The organism is Massilia sp. UMI-21 (genome assembly GCA_015277795.1).
In the GTDB taxonomy this organism is placed as follows: Bacteria; Pseudomonadota; Gammaproteobacteria; order Burkholderiales; family Burkholderiaceae_D; genus Telluria.
Map to the genome: position 1 here is coordinate 3519681 of CP063848.1, position 19047 is coordinate 3538727.

The 19047-nt window shown below is 61.1% G+C and carries 14 protein-coding genes and 2 pseudogenes; 4 read left to right on the forward strand and 12 right to left on the reverse strand.

What is annotated here, in order from left to right:
- Window positions 1-37 precede the first annotated feature (37 nt).
- Both IM543_15435 and IM543_15440 read right to left on the reverse strand, forming a co-directional pair.
- Entirely contained in the window at window positions 38-772 is a 735-nt protein-coding gene (locus tag IM543_15435; protein QOY96706.1) for a copper resistance protein B, read from the reverse strand.
- Window positions 773-1275: 503 nt separating this feature from the next.
- Window positions 1276-3141 carry a copper resistance system multicopper oxidase gene (locus IM543_15440; protein QOY92979.1) on the reverse strand — a complete coding sequence of 622 codons (1866 nt, stop codon included), beginning with the start codon at window positions 3139-3141 and terminating at the stop codon, window positions 1276-1278.
- Window positions 3142-3204: 63 nt separating this feature from the next.
- Between IM543_15440 and IM543_15445 the strand changes: the two genes are divergently transcribed.
- Window positions 3205-3342 (forward strand): hypothetical protein, encoded by a 138-nt coding sequence (locus IM543_15445; GenBank protein QOY92980.1) that lies wholly within the window; start codon window positions 3205-3207, stop codon window positions 3340-3342.
- Between the two features lie 706 nt (window positions 3343-4048).
- On the opposite strand, the gene IM543_15450 is transcribed toward IM543_15445, so the two are convergent.
- The 3 genes and pseudogenes from IM543_15450 to IM543_15460 all read right to left on the reverse strand — a co-directional run bounded on the left by IM543_15450 (window position 4049) and on the right by IM543_15460 (window position 8797).
- Window positions 4049-4474, reverse strand: a complete 426-nt coding sequence (locus tag IM543_15450; protein ID QOY92981.1) for a copper-binding protein — start codon at window positions 4472-4474, stop codon at window positions 4049-4051.
- A gap of 58 nt (window positions 4475-4532) precedes the next feature.
- On the reverse strand, window positions 4533-7709 hold the full coding sequence (locus tag IM543_15455) for an efflux RND transporter permease subunit (protein ID QOY92982.1): 3177 nt from the start codon (window positions 7707-7709) through the stop codon (window positions 4533-4535).
- A pseudogene (locus IM543_15460) lies at window positions 7706-8797 on the reverse strand (efflux RND transporter periplasmic adaptor subunit). Before IM543_15460 ends, IM543_15455 begins: the two are co-directional and overlap by 4 nt.
- 118 nt (window positions 8798-8915) lie before the next feature.
- Between IM543_15460 and IM543_15465 the strand changes: the two are divergent.
- The gene (locus IM543_15465; protein ID QOY92983.1) at window positions 8916-10127 is read left to right on the forward strand and encodes an ISL3 family transposase; all 1212 of its coding nucleotides are present in this window, start codon (window positions 8916-8918) and stop codon (window positions 10125-10127) included.
- On the opposite strand, the gene IM543_15470 is transcribed toward IM543_15465, so the two are convergent.
- The 6 genes from IM543_15470 to IM543_15495 all read right to left on the reverse strand — a co-directional run bounded on the left by IM543_15470 (window position 10079) and on the right by IM543_15495 (window position 14100).
- Window positions 10079-10618, reverse strand: a complete 540-nt coding sequence (locus tag IM543_15470; GenBank protein QOY92984.1) for an efflux RND transporter periplasmic adaptor subunit — start codon at window positions 10616-10618, stop codon at window positions 10079-10081. The two genes, IM543_15465 and IM543_15470, sit on opposite strands and share 49 nt — an antisense overlap.
- Window positions 10615-11949 (reverse strand): TolC family protein, encoded by a 1335-nt coding sequence (locus IM543_15475; protein ID QOY92985.1) that lies wholly within the window; start codon window positions 11947-11949, stop codon window positions 10615-10617. Before IM543_15475 ends, IM543_15470 begins: the two co-directional genes overlap by 4 nt.
- Before the next feature lie 75 nt (window positions 11950-12024).
- Complete coding sequence (locus IM543_15480; protein QOY92986.1) at window positions 12025-12447, reverse strand: hypothetical protein; 423 nt, start codon at window positions 12445-12447, stop codon at window positions 12025-12027.
- A gap of 94 nt (window positions 12448-12541) precedes the next feature.
- Entirely contained in the window at window positions 12542-13375 is an 834-nt protein-coding gene (locus IM543_15485) for an acyltransferase family protein (GenBank protein ID QOY92987.1), read from the reverse strand.
- 3 nt (window positions 13376-13378) lie between these two features.
- Window positions 13379-13699: a hypothetical protein gene (locus IM543_15490; protein ID QOY92988.1), complete on the reverse strand. Its 321-nt coding sequence runs from the start codon at window positions 13697-13699 to the stop codon at window positions 13379-13381.
- 170 nt (window positions 13700-13869) lie between these two features.
- A complete protein-coding gene (locus IM543_15495) occupies window positions 13870-14100 on the reverse strand; it encodes a helix-turn-helix transcriptional regulator (GenBank protein QOY96707.1) in 231 nt (76 codons plus the stop codon).
- 134 nt (window positions 14101-14234) lie between these two features.
- On the opposite strand from IM543_15495, the gene IM543_15500 reads away from it, so the two are divergent.
- Both IM543_15500 and IM543_15505 read left to right on the forward strand, forming a co-directional pair.
- Window positions 14235-15416: a hypothetical protein gene (locus IM543_15500; GenBank protein QOY92989.1), complete on the forward strand. Its 1182-nt coding sequence runs from the start codon at window positions 14235-14237 to the stop codon at window positions 15414-15416.
- A 384-nt stretch (window positions 15417-15800) separates the two neighbouring features.
- Window positions 15801-16283 (forward strand): annotated as a pseudogene (locus tag IM543_15505) (phosphohydrolase).
- A gap of 378 nt (window positions 16284-16661) precedes the next feature.
- On the opposite strand, the gene IM543_15510 reads toward IM543_15505, so the two are convergent.
- Window positions 16662-18758 (reverse strand): ATP-dependent helicase, encoded by a 2097-nt coding sequence (locus IM543_15510; protein ID QOY92990.1) that lies wholly within the window; start codon window positions 18756-18758, stop codon window positions 16662-16664.
- Between the last annotated feature and the right edge of the window lie 289 nt (window positions 18759-19047).

Here is a 19047-nt window from a genome sequence, read left to right on the forward strand (position 1 = left end):
CTTTCCCTGGGCTGCTAACGCCTCACCCTATATAGACTCAAAACCACAGCCGCAGTCCAGCTACTGCCTGCGTCTGGCTACGTTGGCCGCCGCGCAAACGCGTGTAGTCGGCGGTTTCTCCGAACTGCCGGCCCCAGGTAACACCGATGTAAGGCGCAAATTTGCGCGTTATTTCGTACCGAAGTCGCAGTCCGAAGCCGAGATCGGAAAGGCCTTTTCCAGTGCCCCGCTCGGGATCGGCCCGGCTGTACAGGTTTGCACCCAACTCTGGTTCGAGAATCACCTTGGAAGTGAATAAGATCTCGTACTTCACCGCAAAGCGCGCCGCAAGCTCGCCTCCGGACCGCCAGTACGCTGTCGCCTCGGTCTCGAACCAGTACGGCGCGAGGCCCTGCACCCCGAAGGCGAGCCAGTCCCTTCCGCCGCCTTCGCCGGCGTCGTGCCGTATGCCCAGCTGGGTGCTCCAGAACGGCGCGAATGCGCGGTCCCAGAGCAGTTCGGTACGGGCCGCTTCGAGCGCCCCGCCGCGGCGCTCGCCTTCGAGCTTCACCCAAGCCTTGTTGTAGTCGTTGCCGTACCACGCCTCGACTTCCAGGTTTTGGCCGCGTTCGCCATCGCCTTTCGCCACCTCAGCCTTGTCGACCAGCACTTTCCCGAACGGGGCGTTGTCGTGCATCTCGTGGTTGCCGAAATTGGCGTGCCGCGCCCCTTCGTTGTATGCGTTCGGATCGCGCGCATCTGGAGGAGGCTTACCTCCCTGCATCGGTCCCATCATCATGCCGTGCCCACCCATGGGCGCAGCATTCGCCGCTGGAGCCGGTTGCCCAGTCTGGCCAGCACTGGCACCGTGCCCCATCGCCGAGTGATCCATGCCAGGCATGTGGACGGGGGCGGCACTGGGCTTGGCGGCCGGCGCACTTTGTGGCTGCGTACCGTGGCCTGCATGCCCGGTATCGTGTGTTTGGGGCTCCACTTTCTGGACTGAGGTTGTCGACTGCGGCGCCGGGGCCGGGCTCCCGTGGCCGGAGTGACCAGCTTCTACGGCTTTTGGTGACGCCGGGGCGGTCGGCGCCTGCTGCGATGGCGTTGCACTCGATTGCGCCGGCGGTGCGTGCCCCATCTTCGAATGGTCCATCGTCGACATGTCCTGTCCTGTGACAGGCCGGGACGGCTGGTGGTGTTGTCCCGATGGCGGCGTAGTCTGCGCCATTGCATTCGCTGACAGTAGACCAGCCAGGATAAGGACGGCGGGCATTGACTTCATCGTAGGCGTCCTCATGATACGACCACCTCCCTGAACATTCCGGCTTCCATGTGGTACATCAGGTGACAGTGGAAGGCCCAGTGGCCACGTGCGTCGGCCGTGACGCGGTAAGCGATCCGTTGGGCCGGCTGCACGTTGATCGTGTGCTTCCGGACCTGGAACTCGCCGTTTTCGGACTCCAGGTCGCTCCACATGCCATGCAGATGAATCGGATGATTCATCATCGTGTCGTTGACGAGGACGATGCGCAGCCGTTCGCCATACCGGAAATGGATCGGCAGAGCCTCGGAGAATTTCTGGCCGTCGAACGACCACATGAACCGCTCCATGTTGCCGGTAAGGTGAAGCTCGATCTCGCGTGTCGGCTCCCGTGGATCGACCGTCCCGCCTATCGTCCGCAAGTCTGCATAGGTCAGGACACGGCGGCCATTTCCGCGCAGGTTGACGCCCGGATCATCGAGGTTGGTGCGCGGCATATCGACGTGCATGTCGACGCCTGGTCCGTACTCGGTGCGCGCATGGGTCACCTTGGGAGGCTGGGCAGGCTTGGCCGGCGAGGACATCTGCGCGTGCGCGGCATGAGTGTCGGCTGGAGCAGCGGCTTGCTGCGTATGCCCCTGATGGGCTGACGCGGCGGCCACACCCGCAGGGGATGGTGCGCCGCCGCCCGCCGGCTGTGCACCATCCCCGTGTCCGCCATGATCACCACCATGCATGCCAGACATGGCCATAGCGCCCATCATGTCCGTCATGGTCAGCCACTGTGCTTCGTCCACGGCGGGAACAGGCGCCTGCATGCCTGCTCGTGGCGCAAGCGTCGCGCGCACGAATCCCGAACGTCCTATCGACTGGGCGAACACCGTGTACGCCTTTTCTTCGCTCGGTTCGACAATGACATCGTAGGTTTCCGCGACCGAGATGCGTATCTCGTCTACGGTGACGGGCTCCACATCCTGGCCATCGGCAGAGACGACCGTCATCTTGAGGCCCGGGATACGTAGGTCGAAGATGGTTGTCGCCGCGCCGTTGATCAAACGCAGGCGGACCTTCTCGCCCGGGCGGAACAGGCCAGTCCAGTTCATCTCCGCCGTGGCGCCGTTGATCAGGTACCGAAGCGCTCCGCTGATGTTCCTGCTTGCCGTCACATCGCTGAAGTCGTTGGGCATCATGCGCATCTGGTTCCACATCTTGCGCTTGTCGACCGCTGCGGAAAACCCCATCGTTTGCACGTCACGCACGAATTCGCCGAAGGTCGGCTGCTTGTTGTTGAAGAAGTCGCTCATCTTCTTCAGGTTCGCCAGCACACGCTCGGGCTTCTCGTCGGTCCAGTCCGAAAGCATCACCACGTAGTCGCGGTCTGCAGCTACGCGCTCCCCTCCCTTCGGGATCACGACGATCGGACCGTACAGGCCGGTCTGCTCCTGGAACGCGGAATGACTGTGGTACCAATAGGTGCCGCTCTGCTTGACGTCAAAGCGGTACGTGAACGTTTGGCCGGGCTCGATGCCGGCGAAACTCAGTCCCGGCACACCATCCATCTCGGCTGGGAGGAGGATGCCGTGCCAGTGGATCGAACTGACCGTGGGCAAGCGGTTGGTGACCCGGATGGTCACGGTGTCGCCCTCGTTCCAGTAGAGCGTCGGGGCCGGAAGCTGGCCATTGACCACGGTGGCAATGCGGTCGGCGCCGGTAAAGTTGACGGCTGCCGGCCCGATCTCCAGGTCGAAATTGCTGCCGCGCAGGGCCCGGCGGTCCTCCTGCGCAGCGAACAGTGCACCCGGACTCAAGCCTGCAAGCCCAGCCACAGCACCAAGGCCCTGCAGGAAGCGGCGGCGCCAACTGCTGACGCCCGCTTCAGATACATCTACATACTTCATATGGTCCTCCGATACGAATTGAAAGTTCTGGCGAAGACAGGCTGTGCAGCGGGTGCCAGACCAATGCCTACGCTCCCGGCGCGTGCGCAGGCCAGGCTCGCAGCCGACTCGGCAGGCACCGCGCGCTGCTGGTGGAACAAAGCCGCAGGGCCGCGCGCCGCCCTATGGGTCAAGGACGCACAGGCGCGCAGCAAGGGCTGAGCAGCAGGTTCAGGAAACGTTCGCCGGCACTAGCCGCGAAGAGTCGTCACGCCGCGGTTGGCGTGAGAAGACGAGGTGGGCGTTCGATGCGGGCGGGGATATGCCCGGTAAAAGAGGATGGGGAGAGTTGCTGAAGTCCGTTGGCCGGTTCTTCCACTGCGGTCACAAGGGCCACGGGGGGCGGCGCGCATGCGCCAATGCTGCAGCCCGCGCAGGTACCACAACTGGACCGCTCATGCGCATCCGTGCTTGTAGACGCGCAGTCTCCATCAGGTGAAGAAGCGCCCTGCGCCGCCGCGGCGACATGTTCGTGAGTGACCGCCTGACTGCCGGCGTCTGCGGCGGCAACCGCCAATGGCGCACCCGGCTCGGTACTGGAGACGACTGAAGCATGGTGAGACATGCCGCACGCGAACCTCGCTACTCCCGCAATGCCCTGCACTGGTAAGGAAACGATTAGTAGGCACAAGAAAAATGATCGTAGCCTGCTGCACATATGGTCAATGTAGCATGCTTGCAGCGACAAGCGCACACACTAGAAAGTTGAAACGAACTTGATGCAGACACCCGGCTCTGTACGGTGCTGCGCGCAGCGCGGCAGATTGTCATGTCCGGACGCGATGACATGCCAGAGCCGCGACCGCGGCTGCCCCAGCTTGTCACTGCGCTCGATGACTTGGTACGAGCATGAACGGTCGTACGCGCGTTATTTGACAGATGAGATGATGTAGTTCGACCCTTGCTGGGTGAACTCCACGTCAACCTTCTTGCCGACTGCCAGCTTTTGGAGCAATGACTTGTCCTTGACGCCGAAGCTCATCGTCATTGGCGGCCAGTTGAGCGTCTTGACCTGGTCATGTGCAAGCGTCACTTTGCCGTTGGCCTGATCCAGCGCCTTCACTACGCCTGACGTTTTATGCACTGCCCCTTTTTTGGGCGTACCTTGCGCTTTGCTATCGGACGTTTTCTCCTTCATCATGTCCTTACATGCCGACATATCCATGCCCTTCATATCCTTCATGTCCATGCAGCCTTGTTTCATGTCCATACCCTTCATATCACCTGCCTGGCCGAAGGCAGCGCCAGAAATGGTCAATGCAGCGATAAGGGACAGTGGGGCAAAACGTTTCATGAGATTCTCCTCAAGGTGGGTAAAGCAGAGTTTTTCGTCCGTGACCGGACGACATCGTTCATGTGCTTTCATAACTGACCTCGTTGCGTGAAGGTTTCGGGATATCCTCTTGTCGCAGCTCCCGACGGCGCATCAGCATATAAACAACCGGAACCACAAACATCGACAGCAAGGGCGCGGACAGCATCCCGCCGACCATTGGCGCCGCAATCCGCTGCATGATTTCAGAACCGGTGCCATGGGCGATCATGATGGGCACCAGACCCGCGATGATTACCGCGACAGTCATGGCCTTTGGCCTCACGCGTTGAACCGCTCCCTCCTGAATGGCATCCAACAGATTAGCTTCAGATGACTTCCCGGCAGCCAGGCGGGCTTCCCAGGCATGCTTCAGGTAGAGCAGCATGATCACCCCGAACTCGGCCGCTACGCCGGCAAGTGCAATGAAGCCGACCGCGCTGGCGACCGACAGGTGGTGTCCGAGCATCCAGAGAAGCCAGATACCGCCGGCAAGTGCGAACGGCAAGGTGGCCATGATCAGGATCGCCTCGTCGAAGCGCTTGAATGTCAGGTAGAGGAGAATGAAGATCACCAGGAGCGTCGCCGGCACCACAATCTTGAGCTTCGCACTGGCGCGTTCCAGGTATTCAAACTGACCTGACCAGGAGATCGAGTAACCCGGCTGCAGCTTGAGCTCCTTTGCGACTGCCTGCTGCATGTCGCGTACCACCGAATTCATGTCGCGTCCCCGGATGTCGACGTATACCCAGCCGGACAGGCGTGCGTTTTCACTCCTGAGCATGGGTGGGCCGTCATTGATGCGAATTGCCGCCACATCACCCAGGCGAATCTGTGCCCCGCGTGGCGTCAGGACGGGCAATTGCCGCAGGTTTTCGAGTGAATCGCGGATCTCGCGCGGATAACGAACGTTGATCGGGAAACGCTGCAGGCCTTCGACAGTCTCCCCGATGTTGTCGCCCCCAATTGCTGCCGACACGACGCTCTGCACGTCGGCGATATTTAGGCCGTACCGGGCTGCCTCGTCGCGGTTGATGTCGACGTCGACATAACGTCCGCCGTTGAGACGTTCAGCGAGTGCCGAAGACACGCCGGGCACCGTCTTGACGATCCGTTCGATTTCTCCAGCAACGCGATCGATCTCCTGCAGGCTGGTACCGGCTACCTTGACGCCGACCGGGCTCTTGATGCCGGTGGCCAGCATGTCGATGCGATTTCGGATGGGTGGCACCCAGATGTTGGAGAGTCCGGGCACCTTGACCACGCGGTCGAGTTCCTCGACCAGCTTATCCGTGGTCATTCCCGGCCGCCATTGATCCCTGGGCTTGAACTGGATCGTGGTCTCGAACATCTCCAGTGGCGCAGGATCTGTTGCCGTCTCGGCCCGTCCCGCCTTTCCGAAGACGCTTTGCACTTCCGGTACCGTTTTGATCAGGCGGTCGGTCTGCTGGAGCAGTTGCGACACCTTGCCCGCCGATAGCCCTGGTAGCGCCGAGGGCATGTACAGAATGTCGCCTTCGTCGAGAGGCGGCATGAATTCTCCGCCAAGTCGGGTCATCGGCCAGATAGTGATGGCCACAATCACGGCGGCAGCGACCAGCGTCGCCTTGGGAAAGCGCAGTACGCCATCGAGCAGGGGCCGGTAGACGGCGATCAGGAAGCGATTCAGCGGATTTTTGTGCTCCTCGGGAATACGCCCGCGGATCAGGTAACCCATCAATACCGGAATCAAGGTCACGGCCAGCCCTGCAGCCGCTGCCATGGAGTAGGTCTTCGTGAACGCAAGCGGCGAAAACAGGCGTCCTTCCTGCGCCTCCAGTGTGAACACCGGAATAAACGACAGCACGATGATCAGCAGCGAGAAGAACAGCGCTGGACCGACTTCCGCTGCGGCGTCTCCGATCACCCGCCAGCGAGCCTCTCCTTCCAGCTTCGCTCCCGGATGGGCATGATTCCATGCTTCGATATGCTTGTGCGCGTTCTCGATCATGACCACGGCGGCGTCCACCATCGCCCCGACCGCGATCGCGATACCGCCCAGCGACATGATGTTCGCGTTCACCCCCTGGTAGTGCATGACGATGAAGGCGACCAGAATACCGATCGGCAGTGTGACGATCGCGACCAGCGCCGAGCGCAGATGAAAGAGGAAGATTGCGCACACAATCGCAACGACGACAAATTCCTCGACCAGCTTGTCGCGCAGATTGTCTACCGCCCCCCTGATCAGGTGCGATCGGTCGTAAGTGGGAACGATCTCCACTCCAGGCGGCAGACCTGGCTTGAGGGCCGCCAGTTTGGCTTTCACCGCATCGATGGTTTCCAGTGCATTTTTCCCTGAGCGCATGACGATGATGCCGCCTGCAACCTCGCCTTCGCCGTTGAGCTCGGAGATGCCGCGTCGCATTTCCGGACCCAGCTGGATTCGCGCGACGTCACCGAGCCGCACAGGAATACCAGCTTCGGAGGTCGTCAGGGGAATCTTGCGGAAGTCGTCGAGCGATTGGAGATAACCGCTCGAACGTACCATGTATTCGGCTTCGCCCAGCTCGAGCACCGAACCGCCGGCTTCCTGATTGGCTTTCTGCACCGCCTCGATGACCATGTTATGCGTGATGTTGTAGGCCCGCAGCTTGGCAGGATCGAGCACGATCTGATACTGCCGCACCATGCCACCCAGGCTTGCGACCTCTGACACGTTGGGTACGGTCTTCAATTCGTACTTGAGGAACCAGTCCTGGAGGGCACGAAGCTGCGAGAGGTCCATCTTGCCGCTGCGGTCGACCAGCGCATATTCATAGACCCATCCGACGCCGCTCGCGTCCGGTCCGAGTGCGGGCTTCGCTTGCGTCGGAAGCCGGGACTGGACCTGGTTCAGGTATTCCAGCACGCGCGAACGTGCCCAGTACGGATCGGTCCCGTCCTCGAACAGGATGTAGACGAAGGAGTCGCCGAAGAACGAATAACCGCGCACGGTCTTCGCCCCGGGAACCGACAGCATGGTGGTCGTCAGTGGATAGGTGACCTGGTTCTCGACGATCTGCGGCGCCTGGCCGGGCCAGGTCGTGCGGATGATGACCTGCACGTCGGACAGGTCAGGAAGCGCGTCGAGCGGCGTGCGCTGAAGGGACCAGATGCCCCATGCGGTCATGCCTGCCGTAGCCAGAAGCACCAGGAAACGGTTGGCAATCGACCAGCGGATCAGTCGGGCGATCATTTCCGGCCTTTCTTCGCCCCGGGCGTCCGGGTGATGTTGATGATCTCGTACTCGCCTTCACCGCTTTGCCGGAACTCGAACGTCACCGAGTCTCCGACAGCGAACTTGCCCGGCCATCCGCTGGCAGGCGCCTTGAAGCCCATTGTCATCGGTGGCCATTGCAGGCTTGGAATCGGCCCGTGCGAGAGCACGATTTCGTCCTTGTCGACGCTCTCGACCTTACCTTCGCCGCGATGGCGTATTGCACCCGTACCGGTATCTGCCGGTCGGGGTTGCGCGGCCTGCGGGGCTTGCGCAGTTGTCGGCGGCTCGGCCAGGCGTGTCGCGGTGCCCCGCAGGCTTGCTTCCGAATCGATCAGGAACTGGCCTGAGACCACCACTTTTTGTCCTGCCTCGAGCCCACGGCGGATCTCGGTCTTGCCATCGTCCTCGCTGCCAGGCTCGACCTCCACCGGCGTGAACTTGCCCTCCCCGAGGGCCACCATCACGACGCTGCGCTGTCCCGTCTCAATGACTGCTTCGGTCGGTACCAGCAGCGTGTCCATGCCCGCGGCCGGCGTGAAGCGCACCGTCGCGAACATGCCCGGCACGAGCCGCTGCCCCGGGTTCTCCAGCTCGATTCGCGCGCGCAGGGTCCGGGTTGCCGGATCCACTTCCGGCAGGATCGCGCTCACCCGGCCTTTCAGCACCGTGCCGGGCGAGGATGGGGTGCGCGCCTCTACGAGGGTGCCGGGGCGCACCTGCGCCGCGGCCGCTTCCGGCACTTCCGCGTTGACCCAGACGGTGCCCAGTCCATTGATCCGAAACATCGGTGCGCCGACGGCGACCGTCGTTCCCTCCCGTACCGACAGCTCGGACACGACGCCGCCGACCGGGGCGCTGATCGTCACGCGCGGCTGCACCTTCCCGCCGACGTCGACAGCCCGGATCTGGGCGTCGGTCATTCCTGCAAGGCGCATGCGCTGCCGGGCGCCATCCAACAGGCCATCAAGGCCGTTCCCGGGCATGCGCTTCACCGCCAGGAATTCCTCCTGCGCCGCGACCCAGTCCGGCACATACACCGCCGCCAGCGGCTCGCCCTTTTTTACGGTTCTTCGCGGGAAATGGGGGAAGACGGTATTGACTGGCTGAGCGGGAGGTGGTGGCGGAGGTCTGATGTTGGTAGATTGATAGTCGCCAAACAAATCAGTCTGTCAAACCACCGCCATGCTCAATGCTATGTCGTCTGTCTCATTTTGGGAAGGCCATATTGTCGACACCGTCCAGGAACAAGAAGACGGGTCGCTGTTAATCGTTCTCGACACCTGCCCGGCAAGTGATGCCGTGTGCGGAGCGTGCCTCCAGCCTTGTGCCCTGGTGCATGAACGCCGAAGGCGTAAGGTGCGCGATCGTGACGTTCTGGACAAGCGCGTCTGGCTCGATGTGCCGGTTCGGCGGCTGGACTGTCATCACTGCAATGCACGGGTGGCCGAGCACATTGTTTGGCTTGACCGGGGAGCTCGCATTACGCACCGCGTGCGCCTTTGGGTCGAGGCGTTGGCGCAGCTGCTCCCGATAGCCCATGTGGCCCGACTGACCGGCCTGCACTGGCACACCATCAAGGACATCGATCATCGGCGGCTGAAACACCTGCATGGTGACTTCTCGGCAGAAGGCGTTCAGCGCTTGGTCATGGACGAATTCGCGCTGCACAAAGGCCACCGCTATGCCACTGTGGCCTTGGATGCCGAGCGAATGCGGGTGCTGTGGGTTGGAGAGGGTAATAGCCGGGAAGCGATCCGACCATTCTTCGAGCTGCTGGGAGAGCAAGGCTGTCAGCGAATCGAAGCCGTAGCCATGGACATGAACACGGCGATGGACCTCGAAGTTCGCCAGCAATGCCCGAACGCGGAAGTCGTCTACGACCTGTTTCACGTGGTGGCCCGCTTCGGCCGCGAAGTGGTAGACCGGGTTCGCGTCGACCAAGCCAATGCCTTGCGTGCCGAATCAAAGGCCCGCAAGGTCATCAAGCGTAGCCGCTGGCTGTTACTGCGCAACCGCGACAACCTGAAAGCCGAACAGGCCGTCAAACTGGAGGAGCTGCTGGCTGCCAACCAGCCTTTGGCGACGGTCTACCTGCTCAAGACCGAGTTGAAGGAAATCTGGTATGCCCCATCGGTCCGGGAAGGTGCTCGTCGATGGAAAACCTGGCTCAAACTCGCCCTTCAAAGCCAAATCGCTCCGGTAATCCAATTCGCCAAACGTTTGGCCAAATACCGGCGCGGCATCCTGGCTTCGGCCATCTATCCGATGAGCTCATCGATCCTGGAAGGCGTCAACAACCGCATCAAGGTCATCAAGCGCATGGCCTACGGATTTCGGGATGCATCTTATTTCTTCCTGAAAATCAAGGATGCGTTCCCCGGCAAAGCGCGATGAACCTTTTTTACTGGGTCGAGCGGCGCACGCACGAACAGCCGCTCGACGAAGCCGGCGCTGCGCGCCTGCACCAGCGCGACGTCGCGCTCGTTCCAGGCAACGGTGCCGACCGCTTCGACGCTAATCGCCAGCTTGCCCCGCGTGACTTCGGCGGTGCGGATCCCGAGATTCTGTTGCACCACTGGGCTGATCGAGACCTTGCCCTCGTCCGCGGGCGCATCGGCGTATACGGGAACGAGCTGCATGTCCATGAAAGGAGACTTGCCTGGCTTGTCGAATTTCTGCCCCGGCACCATCGGGTCATGCCAGTACAGCACCTTCCTTCCGGTCGCCGGATCGAGCGCGCCCGCGCCCGCACCTTCCTGCGCCGCCGGGGCTGCGCCGGCCGCGGCTTCCATTCCCTTGTTCATCCCAAGGCGATAGACGCCATACCCCCCTGCCCCGACGACGAGCACCGCCAGTAGGGCAATGGACATGGTTTTCCTGTTCATTGCTGCCTCCCGTCGGTACCCGGGTTAGCATTGTGTTGTCTGCCCGCAGGGACCAGGAACCGGAGCTGTGCCCAGAGACGGCCGGTGTCCGCCTCCAGCTCCAGCACCTGCAAACGCGCATCGAGTTCACTGCGCCGCGCCGCGAGGACGTCGGCGAGCGACATCTTGCCTCCGCGGTATTGCGCGACAGCTGATGTGGTCCGTGACCGTGCCAGCGGAAGCAGGTCCTGCTCCAGTCGCGCCTGACGCTCCCGGTTGCTCTGCCACTCATTGAGCATGGCCCCCACCTCGGCTACGTGCGCGCGCAGCGCATCCTCGCTTTCGGCCTTCGCCTGCTCGAGCTGTGCCAGCCGTGCCGATACTTCCCTGTCCTGCCGGTTACTTTGATTCCACTGCAAGGGAACGGACAAACCGACAGACAGCATGTTCGAGTACGCGTGTCCGCGCTGCTGGAATGCGACTTCGACGCTCCAGTCTGGCTTTTTGTCGGCCCGTGCCAGCGCCGCCTCGGTTGCCGCAATGTCTTCCTGCTTGCGCAGGACGGCGATTTCCGGATGATGGCCGAGCTGGGTCTCCAGCGTCCCCGGATCGAGCGGAACGGCGTCAAGCACCGGCTTGCCTTCAAGGGGGAGCTGCGCGGCCTCGCCGATCCAGCGCGCGAGCGCCAGTTTGGCGTTGGCGACGCGCCGTCCCAGCTCGCGGGCGCGATCAGCCAGGGCCACCGCTTCGCCGCGGGCGGTGAAAATGTCGGCTTGTGCGCCGCGTCCGCCACGGTATGCAGCCTCGGCCGCCGCGACCTCCTGGCCCGCCTGCTGTTCCTGTTCGGCGACCAGCCCTGCCATCGCCTCAGCGTAATAGCGTTCCAGCCAGGCCACCGCCGTGTCGCGTTCGATCGCGGCGGCGGCCGCAGTCTTTTCCGCCGATGTCTTGTCGGCTTCGCGCTCAAAGCGCTCTGCGCGCAAGCGCCGCTTGTCGGCGCGCGTCAGGTCTTGCATGAGGCCGATGCGGCGCTGGGTCATGAAATCGCGCGTCGTGCTGAAGCGGTCCGGTCCTTCGACCGGTACATTGTCGACGCCGACCTTCAGGACCGGGTCGGGCAATCGCTCGGCAGCGGCCGCCTGTTCTCGCGATGCAAGGACGGCGTAGTCCTTGGCGGCAAGAAGGCGGGAGCGTTCTACAGCGCGAAGCTGCGCTTCCTGCAGTGTCAGCGGACTGTCGGCCGCGCCGGCACCGCCGCACAATGTGGAGATCAATGAGGCAAGGACGAGCCGTGCGCCCCATCGACAGGCGCGATGTCGCGCCAGCACGGACGCGGTGTATGGGATAAACATGAAACCTCCAGAGATGCAATGCACAACATCGCAGTGCGCGCAGCACAGCGACAACAGATTTGGCAAGCAGGAGGATCAGATACGGAAACAGCAGTGGCGGATCGACAGGGGCGGTGACGTCGTTCGCGTCAGGAAAGGAGGATTTGCGGAGGTGGAGTCTGGTCGGTAAGCGACGTCCAGCGGCAGCAGCGGCAAGCCGAAACCGACGGCCAGGAACGGTTGCAGCGGCGGCACACCTGGCTTGTCGAGCGATTGGCTGTCCGCCTGGTGGTAGGCGTCGCAAAGGCTGGGCTGCACCGGGTCCATCTCGTGGCAGGGCGGCATCTCGTCTGGCGGCGCGTAGGCCGACATGAGCGCGAATGTACCGGTAACCGCGCTTTTGTGCTCCACGCTCAGCGCCGGGCAGGCATAGGCCGCCACAGCAAGCTGCATGAACAGGATGCTGAACAGGGTGATCGCCGCGGCGACGAACCGCGATGGACGGGAGAGGCGCTTCATGAATAGGCGCGATGCTACAAGTGGCGTCCGTTGTTGTCAACGCCGCCACTTGTCCCTGCAGTTCCCTGCCCTGGCTATGCGGCGGCGCCGGAAATCAAACCCGGACCGGGCGGCTCCGGAATCGTAACGTCGTCTTCATCCATTCCCGGACCTGATAGGTCCTGGCTTCAAACGGCAGGTGAAACAAGAAGGCGCCGACGACGAGCCCAACATACAGGAGCAGATACACCAACAAATGCAGCGGCCGGTTAGGATCGAGCTTGGCGTTGCCAAAGACGGGCGATGCAAGGTGCAGCATCGCTGCCATCAGTGGAATGTGCAGGACATACAGCGTAAACGAGAACTCCGAAAAGAATCGCCCGACGCGGTTGACCCACTCGTTAGCTCGCGTACGTGCCCACGTGACTTGCATGCTCGACAGAAACAGCACGAAGACCATGCTGAATAACAGGTACTGGACAAAGCTGTCCACACTGATATCGCTCTTCCCTTTCAGGCGAATGACGACCGCCGCGCCGATGACTCCAAGGAAGTAGGCCCAGCGCAGGAACGAGCCGCATTCGATCCGCACGCGCGAGAACGCTGCGCCCAGCAGCCAGATTGAGAAGTACAGCAGGATCGCGCTGTTCAGCAAATGCACGATAGCGGCGACCGCCACCAGGATCAGGAAGCGGTGCAATATGGAACGCGTACGGAACAGCATCACCAGCAGCGGGAACAGTACGTAGTACCCGGTCTCGTTGGACAGGCTCCACAGCGGAAAATTACCTCCGAACTCAGGCACCAGAACATTCTGCAGTCCCAGCAGGTTTCCGATCAATGCAGTGACCGAGTACGCATTGTCGGGTGCGAACGACAGCTTTGATGGGTCGAGTACGCTTGTGGCCAGGCCGAACAGCAACATGACGCCAAAGGTCGGTATCAGCACGATTCATAACCGGGTAACCCGGTCTATTGCGTAATTTGACATGGCGTTATCGGTGTTGAGGCGGTTGAGCAGGCTGCCCCCGACCAGCCAGCCGCTGAGAACGAAGAACACGATCACCGCCAGATAAGCGAACCCGCTGGCGAAGGCAAGCGCCTGGAAGGCTAGCGAAGGGTCCTGGACGGTGCTGAAGCCGGGGTAGACCTGAGCGCGCAGGTGCGCGGCCGCGACCTGTAGCGCGGCAGCTCCCCGGAGAAGCGAGATGAGCATGGAATGCCACTGGTCTTCGGAAAGGTTTGAGCGTTGGAGCAAGGTGATCTTTGGCACGGATGGGCCTTTGGGAAAGGTCGAGGTTCCTCGCATCCTAAATCGCAGGGAAACTTACCTACCTGATAACGAACAAGCTCAGCGGATTGGGCTGTTCTGAAATCGGCGTCCACGATACCGCTGCGCAATGGCTGGCTTCTGCAGCATTGAGGTCAACGAGTTGGTTTCGACTAAGACAAAAGGACTTTGGCCTCAGTTAGCTCAACCAAACGGCTTGGGGCTACCCCGAGTGCAGCTGCGAACCTAAAAATCATCCGAATAGTTGGCTGGTTCACACCTCGCTCAACCATGCTAACAAAAGAGCGATCAACTCCAGCTGCAAGGGCCAGCTGTTCTTGCGTTAGGCCCGCTTCTGTACGAACTACTCGCAGTACTTTTCCAAATGCTAGCCCAGGATCCAACAGAGATCTCCCAACAAAGGGAGAAAGCATGTCCTTCCGGCATCACTTAGTCTTCGGAGTATACTCAGAATTTACATCTTGACTCATCAAAGTTTCACGGAGGAAATTTTTTCCAGTCCGAAAATTAGACACTTATGACCATTGTCCGATCGCCACTTCTTTGTTTTTTTACCAATGATGACTTCATCAACGAATTATGCCTAGCTTACTGGTCTTTGAACGAGCACGGAAAATGGTGTTCAAGCTTCGCCCAGTTAACAATGCAGACCCGAAAGAGCCGAGCAGCTCTGCATTCCCTCATAAAAGAAAACAGCTCTGCTTATATGCTTTATTTACGTTGCGAAGAATGCACAAACCCTATACATGTCACCAGTCGCACGGATTTTGAATCAGTGAAGCGAGTAGCAAAAAGAAATAGGCATTATCGCTGCGACAACTGCATTAATAGGCGAGCAGCAGGGCAAAACAAGCCGCCGGAGTTGCCCCCCGATCAGGTATCAGAAGCGCCTTCTCAAAACGTTCGTACTGTCATTGATTATGATCAGCTAAATTACACTAACGCATTTCTTCTATACAGCCTCCTCTCGGCCGCTGGCGAGCAATGGAACAAGAATACGATAGCTCCCATCAGTGCCCAAATCGGAACGCTAGCACCAACACCAAGTCTTACGACTGAAATATATCTCCACCTGCACAGCGAAAAAATAATCATCCCATCTCCGTCAAGCTGTAATCGTCCGTTTCCTAATATCGGAGATAACAGCTATCTCACGTTTCTACCCAATGACGTAACATGGATACTGGCCCTTGACGAACGCAAAATGACCCCGGCATCTTTAATGAACGCTCTCGAACTGATCATAGGAAAATTCGATCCTCCATCTGCTTCGGCCCTTTGGTACCTGATTGCAGAGGCGGAGTGTGAACGCTACTTCGGTGAACTTTGTGACCGCTACAGATTTAAAAGGCAAATGCTATACACAGAGAAGGTAGCCGGAGCAATTAGATACTGTCTAGATCGGCTTTCACTGCCTCAGGTATGGAATATTCTATGGTGCACAATGCGAACGGTTGCAGCATTAGTTCAGGAAGGAACTTATTCTCACCCCCATGTCTACAACATGATTTCAACAATAGTCATGCGTGATGTCGATCGCCGGATAGCAAATAGCCAACAAATTCGCCCGTGGGGCAGGCTACAACCACACAGAGAATCAGTAATTACCAGCGTCCTTTTCGACAACGTCTTTCATACCGGCACGGCAGCTTTTGAACAAGTGAACGGTAAGAATTCATCTGTGTACCGGCGGCCGTAGAGCGCCATCCCGAACTTAGCTAATTCTAATGTCGAGCCAAAAGCACTAAAAATAGATTCAGCGTCACCAATACTCGGCACGCTTGCGATACTTGCAACATTTAGACCACGTTTCGGCAAGTGGCTTGTAGTTCATAACGGAGTTTGCTCAGTGCTGGCTCAAGCGTGACAATGCCCAGGAAGATCAAGCTGACGTGCCCTGGAAGATTTCAACCTACGCATATGCGCGCAATACGACCTTGTAGGTGTTGCGTTTTAACAACGCCAGTGCGGCGCGTGCTGCCAACGTGAAATGTTATACGAAATATTAAACATAACAATTTTGGCACCCAGGTTCGCCATAGGAGGCCGCGCGATTTGTTATGGGGTTTGTGGGGGATATTAAATCCCGCTGTCGGTCGCCCAGCATTCGCTCACCGTCATGCTGCTGCGGCGCGCGCTCGCGCCCAGGCCCACGCCGGTACAGGAACTGCGCGAACTGCTGCACGACGCCGAGGAAGGCCTGCTCGGCTTCGACGCCATCTCGGTGATCAAGCCCTTCCTGGGCGAGGGTTTTCGCGCGCTGACCCGGCGACTGGAGCAGATGGTCTTCGTGCGCTACGGCCTGCCGGCATGGACCGAGAAGGAACACCGGCTGCACAAGCAGGCCGACCGGCTGGCGGCGGCGAGCGAGGCGGTGCACGTGACCGGCTGGACGCGCGAGGAAGTGCGGCGCACGCTGAAGATCCGCGCCCCGGTGCTGGACCAGGATCCCCTGGTCACCTGCTTCGGCTGCGCGCCGTGGGAGCCCTGGCCGCCCGGGCTGGCCGCGCAACGCTTCCTGGCCGAACTCGAACGGCTCAAGGCAGAGGCGGGACATGGCGCTTGACACCGCGTCCCCTCCCGCACGCAGGCTTGCGTGGTTGAAATTGTTCTGGACATGGCCGCACTCATGGCGCTGCCCCTGCTGGCCCCAGCGTTAAACATTGACACGCATCAATCTCAACAGCTAAGCGATTGATTTCATTGGATATTCCTCAATATCCACAATAACTGTGGATAAAGATGTGGAAAAGCACTACTTGACAAGCCAAAAGTCCAGTAATGATGCGGGTTTCAACACATTGCCCGTTCCGCAGGCAAATTGAAAATCTCTACAAATCAAGGACTTAGCGAAGCATCACTTTCCTATTGTGTGGGGGTGTGGGGCAAATTCCTACAAAAAGCCGGTGCGGGGGATAAGTCGCCAACATGGTCCGATCTCCCGTCATTTCCACGCGTTCCGGGCGCGCTCGCGCACCAGCATGCGCACGCTCTCCGGCACCGGCTTGCGCAGCTGCGGCGTGTCCGCGCTGAGCCAGGTCGTCTCTTCGAAATGCCTGAGCATGGCCGGCGTGATGAAGCGGCTACGCGAGGCGTACACGTGGCGATCGCCGGTCGCGGCCTGCTGCTTGATGAAGAAGCGGTTCGGCACCACCAGTTGCAGGTGCTCGCGGGCGCGCGTCATCGCCACGTAGAGCAGGCGCCGCTCCTCTTCGATATCGTCGTTGTTCCCGGTGCTCATGTCTGACGGGATGCAGCCGTCGACCACGTTCAGCACCGTCACCGACTTCCATTCCTGGCCCTTGCTCGAATGAATGGTCGACAGGATCACGTAGTCTTCGTCGAGCAGCGGCGCGCCGGCGCGGTCGCTGGTCGCCTCCGGCGGGTCGAGCGTGATCTCGGCCAGGAAGCTCTCGCGCGTCGCATGGCCGCCGGCAAGCAGCGCCAGTTGCTCGACGTCGGCGGCGCGCACCCCGGCGTCGTCGTACATGCGCTCCAGGTGCGGCAGGTACCACTGCTTGACCAGTTCGATATCGGCCGGCCAGCGCAGCCCGGGGGTGCGCAGGCGGCGGTACAGCGCACTGAACCCGTCCCAGTCCGCGCTGCTCCTGGGCGGCGCCGCGAAGGCCTCGACCGCGGCCGCCGGATCGCCGGCCTCGCCCACCGCATCCAGCAGGCGGGTGGCGGTGGCGGGGCCGATGCCCGGGATCAGCTGGGCCACGCGGAAACCCGCCATGCGCCCGTTCGGGTTCTGGGCAAAGCGCAGCACCGCCAGCACGTCCTTGATGTGGGCCGCCTCCAGGAACTTCAGGCCGCCGAACTTCACGAAGGGGATGTTGCGCCTCATCAGCTCCAGCTCCAGCGCCGCACTGTGGCTGGCGGCGCGGAACAGCACCGCCTGCGATTTCAGGGCAATGCCGGCCTCGCGGTGCTCGAGGATGCGATTGCAGGCCCAGCGCGCCTGTTCGGCCTCGTCGGGAATCAGGACCAGCTGCGGCTTGAGGCTGGACGGCTTGTCGGTCCATAGAGTCTTGGCGTAACGTTCGCGCGCACCGGCGATGACGGCGTTGGAGGCATCCAGGATCGGCTGGGTCGAACGGTAGTTGCGCTCCAGGGCGATGACTTCGGCCGCTTGCGTGAACTGTTTCGGGAAGTCGAGGATGTTGCGCACCGTCGCGCCGCGGAAGGCATAGATCGACTGGGCATCGTCGCCGACCACCATCACGCCCTCGCCACCCGGCTTCATGCCGGTGATGATCGACGCCTGCAGCCGGTTGGTGTCCTGGTACTCGTCGACCAGCACATGGTCGAACAGCGCGCCCAGCTCCGGTCCCAGCTCGGGATCGGCCGCCATCTCGGCCCAGAACAGCAGCAGGTCGTCGTAGTCGAGCACGTTCTGCTCCTGCTTGGCGTCGACGTAGGCGCCGAACAGGGTCTTCAGTCGTTCTTCCCATTCGCTGCACCATGGGAAGGTCGACTGCAGCACTTCCTGCAGCGGCGCGCGCGTGTTGACCACTCGCGAGTAGATCGACAGGCAGGTGCCCTTCAGCGGAAACCGTTTTTCGAGCTGCGAGAGGCCGATCTCGTGGCGCACCAGGCCCATCAGGTCTTCGGAATCGCCGCGGTCGTGGATGGTGAAGGAGTCGTCCAGGCCGATGCGGCCGGCGTACTCGCGCAGCAGGCGCGCGCCGATGGCGTGGAAGGTGCCGGCCCAGGGCAGCGCGGCCGGCGCCGCATGGCCGCCGCCGACCCCGCCCGTCCCGAGCAGGCGCTGCAGCACGCCGCCGGCGCGCCGGCCCATTTCCGCCGCCGCGCGCCGCGAAAAGGTCAGCAGCAGGATGCGCTGCGGATCGGCGCCGGACTGGATCAGGCGCGCCACCCGGTGCGCCAGCGTATTGGTCTTGCCCGATCCCGCTCCCGCCACCACCAGCAGCGGCCGCACTGTCGGGGCGCCCATGTCGTGCTCGACCGCGGCGCGCTGTTCGGCATTCAGGCCGGCAAAGGGATCGTCGGTGGCAGGCTGGTCGGGGACGGCGTTCATGGCTGGCAAAATCGGGAAATGCCACACTGTACATTTATCCAGTTATCTTGCGCAAGCGGGGAATCCGGCGGACAAGCAGCCTGCGCCGGCAAGCGACGCCCGGCCTTCTCACGATCGGCTCATGGATTACCTGCAGATGAAGTGCTAAGTCTCTAATAATTAAAAAGTTTTCCGGATATCCACAAAGTCTGTGAATAACTATGTGGAAAAGCGGGGGCTTGACACGCCGAATGCGGCCATCTGTGCGGCTTTCAACAATTTGCCTATTGGGAAGGCAATCGCGATAGGC

What these genes read in the sequence shown, in the direction of transcription:
- IM543_15435 (QOY96706.1), bottom strand. Translation starts at nt 772, where the DNA reads ATGGGACCGATGCAGGGAGGTAAGCCTCCTCCAGATGCGCGCGATCCG.
- IM543_15440 (QOY92979.1), bottom strand. Translation starts at nt 3,141, where the DNA reads ATGAAGTATGTAGATGTATCTGAAGCGGGCGTCAGCAGTTGGCGCCGC.
- IM543_15445 (QOY92980.1), top strand. Translation starts at nt 3,205, where the DNA reads ATGCCTACGCTCCCGGCGCGTGCGCAGGCCAGGCTCGCAGCCGACTCG.
- IM543_15450 (QOY92981.1), bottom strand. Translation starts at nt 4,474, where the DNA reads ATGAAACGTTTTGCCCCACTGTCCCTTATCGCTGCATTGACCATTTCT.
- IM543_15455 (QOY92982.1), bottom strand. Translation starts at nt 7,709, where the DNA reads ATGATCGCCCGACTGATCCGCTGGTCGATTGCCAACCGTTTCCTGGTG.
- IM543_15465 (QOY92983.1), top strand. Translation starts at nt 8,916, where the DNA reads ATGCTCAATGCTATGTCGTCTGTCTCATTTTGGGAAGGCCATATTGTC.
- IM543_15470 (QOY92984.1), bottom strand. Translation starts at nt 10,618, where the DNA reads ATGAACAGGAAAACCATGTCCATTGCCCTACTGGCGGTGCTCGTCGTC.
- IM543_15475 (QOY92985.1), bottom strand. Translation starts at nt 11,949, where the DNA reads ATGTTTATCCCATACACCGCGTCCGTGCTGGCGCGACATCGCGCCTGT.
- IM543_15480 (QOY92986.1), bottom strand. Translation starts at nt 12,447, where the DNA reads ATGAAGCGCCTCTCCCGTCCATCGCGGTTCGTCGCCGCGGCGATCACC.
- IM543_15500 (QOY92989.1), top strand. Translation starts at nt 14,235, where the DNA reads ATGACCATTGTCCGATCGCCACTTCTTTGTTTTTTTACCAATGATGAC.
- IM543_15510 (QOY92990.1), bottom strand. Translation starts at nt 18,758, where the DNA reads ATGAACGCCGTCCCCGACCAGCCTGCCACCGACGATCCCTTTGCCGGC.